The 5,701-nt window shown below is 40.2% G+C and carries 5 protein-coding genes; all 5 read right to left on the bottom strand.

Going from position 1 to position 5,701, the window contains the following annotated elements; genetic code table 11:
• Positions 1–353: 353 nt before the first annotated feature.
• Positions 354–1,508: an MFS transporter gene (locus tag ACFIJZ_RS09075; protein WP_375631796.1), complete on the bottom strand. Its 1,155-nt coding sequence runs from the start codon at positions 1,506–1,508 to the stop codon at positions 354–356.
• A gap of 163 nt (positions 1,509–1,671) precedes the next feature.
• Complete coding sequence (locus ACFIJZ_RS09070; protein ID WP_375631794.1) at positions 1,672–1,860, bottom strand: hypothetical protein; 189 nt, start codon at positions 1,858–1,860, stop codon at positions 1,672–1,674.
• A 173-nt stretch (positions 1,861–2,033) separates the two neighbouring features.
• A complete protein-coding gene (locus tag ACFIJZ_RS09065; RefSeq protein ID WP_375631792.1) occupies positions 2,034–3,272 on the bottom strand; it encodes a DUF2087 domain-containing protein in 1,239 nt (412 codons plus the stop codon).
• The gene (locus ACFIJZ_RS09060; RefSeq protein ID WP_375631790.1) at positions 3,263–3,943 is read right to left on the bottom strand and encodes a hypothetical protein; all 681 of its coding nucleotides are present in this window, start codon (positions 3,941–3,943) and stop codon (positions 3,263–3,265) included. The genes ACFIJZ_RS09065 and ACFIJZ_RS09060 overlap by 10 nt, the downstream gene beginning before the upstream one ends.
• 210 nt (positions 3,944–4,153) lie before the next feature.
• Positions 4,154–5,347 (bottom strand): MFS transporter, encoded by a 1,194-nt coding sequence (locus ACFIJZ_RS09055; protein ID WP_375631788.1) that lies wholly within the window; start codon positions 5,345–5,347, stop codon positions 4,154–4,156.
• Positions 5,348–5,701: the final 354 nt, after the last annotated feature.

Raw genomic sequence — 5,701 nt, 5'->3', positions numbered from 1 at the left:
AGAGAATGGGCGGCATTAAAAGTTAAACGCGCATGGCGAGGCTTGAGATTGATTAGTTCAAAATCCTTTTTTGAGCGAATTATAAAAAAATGCTTTGGCTGTGTTGCACATGAATATCAATAGAATATTATTCGTGCAGAATGTAGCTACCTTACGCTTGTCTGCCCCCATAATACTTTATGCTATGAGGCAATTGGCAACGGAGCCTTACAGAGCAATCTTTAAAGACCGTTTCGAGCTTCTTTGCCGCAGATTGTATTACAAACCCATAATTGAGTGATTTATGGCGAATTATTTTGAGTGCTCTTGTTGTGCTACGGGTTTTCAAAAATGATATGTGACATGGAAGCTGCTTATTTTTTCGTTTGCATGAGGCAAAGGCAAGAAGCAAAGGCGGAGGCACCAACAATCATGCAAAAGGTGAAAGCGATATGATTGTTGAAATGGCTGATGATCCATCCACTTGTCCATGAGCCGGCAGCTTGGCCAATATTTGAAATAACAAGAATATAACTAAAAAGAACACTGGCAGAGAGGGGTGAGGTTGTTTTCCCTGCTTGATAGTATATCTCTGGAATCATGACAGATTCATAGACACTGTAGGCAATTAACGCAGTCACAGCGGTAAAGACCCCACCTATGAGGAAAAATGAGGAGAAACTTCCCATAAAGCAGAGCAGATAAAAAGTTGCTTTATCGGAAAGGGTGAGATGTTTATTGATTATTCCTTGCCAGATACAAATACTGATGCCAACAATTGAAAAGAAAATTCCACTATAAGGGGCGAGATTTCTGTCAAATTTACTGAGAAGTGTTGTGGTGGTGATGAAAATTCCCATGAGGAATGTACAAAGCAAAGCCGTGACCAGCAAATAAGCAATAGAACGATTATGTATTATTGTTTTTAAAGAAGAAAGAAGAGCTTTTTTTGTTTTTTTATTCTTTTCAAGAGATAATGTTTTATGTGGGTAATGATAAACAATTTGAATGGATAGAACACAAAGATACAAACCAATGAGTGCAAAAAAAGCCATTAAGAAGGTTGATGCGTTGTATTTTATGGCACTCGTTGCAACAAGAGGGGCGATAACGACAGCAGCATTTTGAAAAAAAGAATAGAGAGTTAATGCGCGTTTAAGAGCATTTTCATTGAGATGTTCTGATAAAATTTCTCTCAAAAATGGCTTTGAAACTGCTTTCGAAAAAGCCATTAAGGTAAAAAAGATCAACCATGCAGAAGGTGTGAGCGATAGGATAATGCACACAAAAGCGCTACTCCTTAAAATAAAGGCGCTAGCCATTAAGAGTTTACGCGAAAATCTTTCTAATAAACCCGTTGTGGTTACCATGAGAATGCTTTCAAGGATTACTGATCCAGCGAGATAAAAAGCGACATTGGCAGCAGTTATGAGAGAAGAGTTTCCAAGCAAAGGGAGTACAAAGAAAAAGGAAAATTCAGAAAGAAAAACTGTGCTATAGATGAAAAAAGTTATTTTATTTTTGCCCATGGAATTTCCATAGAAGTGTCGTTAAATGATCAAATACATTTTGTTGTATCTCTTGAGGAAGTTTTGTCAGCCCTGTTTCTGCTGTGCACATTTCGTTGAAATAGGATCCTTCTTGATTCACCAGCCAGTCCAATGCAAGAATATTGTTTTTTCTACGATGTTTTTAGAAATATCGAGCATGATTTGGATTGAGCAACAATACTGTGCCCTGATGTTCGCGCAACAACCGTAAGATCATTGAGACCTTGATCCTATATCTTCTCCTGATGATTTTGACTATTCCCAATTCTTTTTGATAACCACCCAATCCTTTTTGATAACCAATTGGCACCCCGCATTCTTGCTTTTCCATTTTATCCTTTATGAAGAGGATGTACTATCCCCCCATAGATTGTCAACATATGAATGGGATGAATGATTTTGTAACCTTTTAATGAAATTATATTTTTTTAGTGGAAGGTTATTCATTCTCTTGAAATAGAGAAGAAAAACGATAGAGTTCGCTAATCATTTTTCAAATCTCTTTTAGCGCATGCGTTGATATTTTCCTCCATGGCGTTGTAAAAAACCTCTCTCAACAAGAGTGCGTCGTAATCGGGCAAAGTCTATCGTAAAGAGGTTGCATATCTTGGAAACTTCCGTTTCGCTATAGATTTTTTCCTTCTGAAAGGCTTCACCAATTTTTGATAACATCTCTTCTGTTTCTAAATGGCGGTCGCTTAAATTTTCCCTATTCCGCTCATGTTTATTTTCTAGCATTTTCCACACTGTCTCTTCGGCTTGAAATCCTGCTGTTGTGTTGTGAATAAGTCCAAGATTCAAAAGGCGATTGATGGATTTGTGAATGTTTTTGGCATCTGAATCGACATGTTTGAGGATATCAGTAAGATTTTTTGCACCAAGGATAATGGCGGCATAAACAGCGCGCAGTGTCGGTGAGGTCATGGCAGAGATCAGTGAATTGCGGGTATTGCGTTTGTGAAGGGTTTCTTTCCCCATGGGCAAAATATCATTGCGAATGGGAATTTCATTGATTTCTATGAGTTCTGCTTGGAGCGATTGTGCGCGTACAATTTGTTCGGCAGAGGTGCGTTTGCGAATAATCCCCAGACCACTTTGGCGATATTTGTGGTTTTCGGGGAGTGTTAAAGCTTCATAGGAGCCGTCAAGCCGGTAGAGAATTTCTTCCCAGATGGGAGTTCTGACGCGTCGAACCCGTTGTTCGCTATTGTGAGCAATTGTTGTGGTCATTGTTGGTTCATGTAGACAAAGATAACCACCAGCGGTGATGTGTTCCCAAACTGTGGTAACAAATCGCACATCATCTGCGGGCGTTCCAGCATCAAGCCAAACAAAATCTATTGGTCCCCAAGATTTGAGCGTTTCATCATCGAGAGAGAAGAAATTCTCATGGATAAATGTTACCATGTCTTTTTCAATACCGTCTTGAAGCAGTTCTTGCCATGCTTCTTCGGCTGATTGGCCTTCTGCTGAAAAATCATCAATGGTGATAAGCCGTGGTTCGTAATTCTCAAGGATTCCTGAAGGGTCAAGCAAAGCTGTACGCTCTTCCCTGGTGGAAGATTCTAAAAGTTTTTTATCTTGTTGCCATGATAATTTCGCTTTTTGAAGTGCTTTTGCGATAAAGCACGTACTATCACCAGCACCGATTTCAATGACTGTGCGCGGTCTTGCCATTTGAATGAGCGCATAAATGAGCTGTGCACTATTTTCTGTTCCCATATCGGGGCTTATCAGGGACATCTTTTGATCCTTATCATTATTTCTGCTTTTACAAAAAACGTGGTTGTTTGTTCTATGGGGTGTTGAATGTGCATTTTGGTTGTGGCTTTTTGCAAGAGAGGGTTGGTTTTTTCATTCAGTTGGATTGTACGCCCATTGAGTTGATTAATGGCAAGAGTGTCAAGAGAAGAATCTATGATAATACTGTTGGCTCTCGTAAAAGAGCGGTTGCATGATCTGGTGAAAAGGCTTGTTGATTTGTTTGAATGAGACCCGTGTTGTAAAAGTGATATCAAAAGACTTCCAGAGGCAAGAAGAGTACCATTGAATTGTATTTCTCTCAGTGATTGGACAAGGCAGCCTTCACGAAGTGCTTCAAATGTGGGAAAGTCGAATCCGCCAAATGCCGCTCCTTTTGTAGAAACAATGGTGATGGGTTGTATTTGCCGTTTGCCAATGAGTGCTGGTTTGTTTTTTATTATTTGTACATCTTTTGCCCATTGAATGTGTGATAAAGGATTGAGTTCACGTGGGTAGACAGCGAAAGAATTGATGGCTATAGGTGGTGTTGGTTTTTGCAATTCAAGTGTGTGGGAGCTCTCATGACAATCATGTCGCATATAGTCTGCAAGTTGCCATACATAACCGCCTGTTCCATTGTAAAAGTTTAAGCCTATAGGATCTTGTTGCATGATGTTAAACCGGTTTCTTCTGCTTTGAAATATCAAGTTTTGGCAATGGTTGTTTGCTGGGGTTGTTTGCTCTTCCACACTCAAGAGTGGTTCATCAAAGTCTTATTGGTTTGTGTGGGGTTGTATGGGAGATACAACGATTTCATCGAGGGGTGATTGTCATGCCATTTTTGGGTTTGGTTTGCCTGAGAGCAAAGATAGTAAAGTTCGTTAACCATTATCATATTCCTTTTTTTGTACGGCACTGTTCAAGATAAAACCTAATATGCCTGAGATCATTGTAGCGATGCCAATGATAAATAGTGTGCTTTGGGTGTGATGCACTTTTACAAAACCGGCTCCTAGAAAGCCAATGCACACCGCTGTTTGTATGATAAAGATATAGGCGGGCATTTGGTTGTTTCGATGTTCTTTCTGAATGGCTTTCATCATAAAACTTGCCATTAGAGCATTTTGCACACCGTTTGCACCCCCAAAGATGAAAAATGACAGCATCATCAACCATACAATATGTGTTAAGGAAAAGCAGAAAATTGCAAAACCAATGATTGTAGCGGCAAGTGATGCACCAGCGGCATTGCCAAAGCGATGAAAAAGGCTGGAGAAACAGAGTGGACCAACCACGAGGCCAAGACTTAACATGCTTGTGATTACCCCATAGGTTTCTGCACTGAAGTACAGCTCCGTGCGGATGCGGACAATCGATAAGACGTTGAGAGCAGAGGTGAGGATGATGGTAATGATGAGGGGAGAAAGAGCATAGACAACATTTTTTTTACGCAAGAGACCCGTTAAATCTAGCCCTTTTCTGGTTTGCTGTGTTGTGTTTGTTGTTTGCGTATGTATTTTTAAACTTTTAAAACAGAAGAGAGTGATAAAGGTAGCACAAAGAACCATGATTGACAACGCAAACAATCCTTTTTGCCCATTTGATATTCCATACAATACACCCCCTAGCAGTGGTCCGGCAATGTAGCCAAGATTACGAACTGTTTGGATAACGCGGTTTAGTCGATCTAGTTGCTGATCATTGGTTGCAAATTCTGGGACGGAAACGAGGATAGCAGACCAAAAGAGTGAACCAGCACAACCTAGTGCGAAAGAAAGTGCAATGTAAACCCAAAATTGGTTGGCAATTGCGGCAACGGCTATGAAGAGTGCTTCAAACAATAAAACAATGGGTACTGTTCGCGCTGGTTGGAAGCGATGCAAGAGGCGTGGTGCAATTGGTCCGGCACAAATTGCCCCGACAAGCCCTGCAAACAGCAGCATTGAAATAGATGCTGTGCTTTCTGCTAAGTGGAGAGCAAATGTAACTTGTGCTGTTTCATCGGCAAAGCTGCTAAAGCCCAAAACAAGGAAAAGTCCCATTTGGGTAAAAATCATGGATTTTTTCTTTGTCACAATGCTCCTCCCCAAGAGGTTATAAGGTACAATTTTCTTCTACGTGTTTATGGGATATCCCATGCTTTGTATAGTTTTTCTTGATGATCAGTTGAGAAAGGAAGTTTTCAGAGCTCTTTTCTAAAACAAGCACAATGCCTATTGGCAGCAATGACCAGCTCCTTATGTTTTTTGAAAGGGGAGTATTAAGGATGATGGGCTGGTGAAGTTGTCTGATATGAGAGAGACAATAATACAAAAAGACAATCAGAAGATTTTGCAAAAAAGCTGCACTATACGTGCAGCTTTTTATGTATTTGCTTTAAAGGTAGACGTTTTAAAGCATGAAAGTGTCCTTACGGCTTCTATAACCAT

The sequence above is a fragment of the Bartonella sp. CL70QHWL genome (assembly GCF_042194855.1).
In the GTDB taxonomy this organism is placed as follows: Bacteria; Pseudomonadota; Alphaproteobacteria; order Rhizobiales; family Rhizobiaceae; genus Bartonella.
The sequence above is the reverse complement of the archived record's forward strand: the minus strand, read 5'-3'. Positions and strand labels throughout refer to the sequence as shown.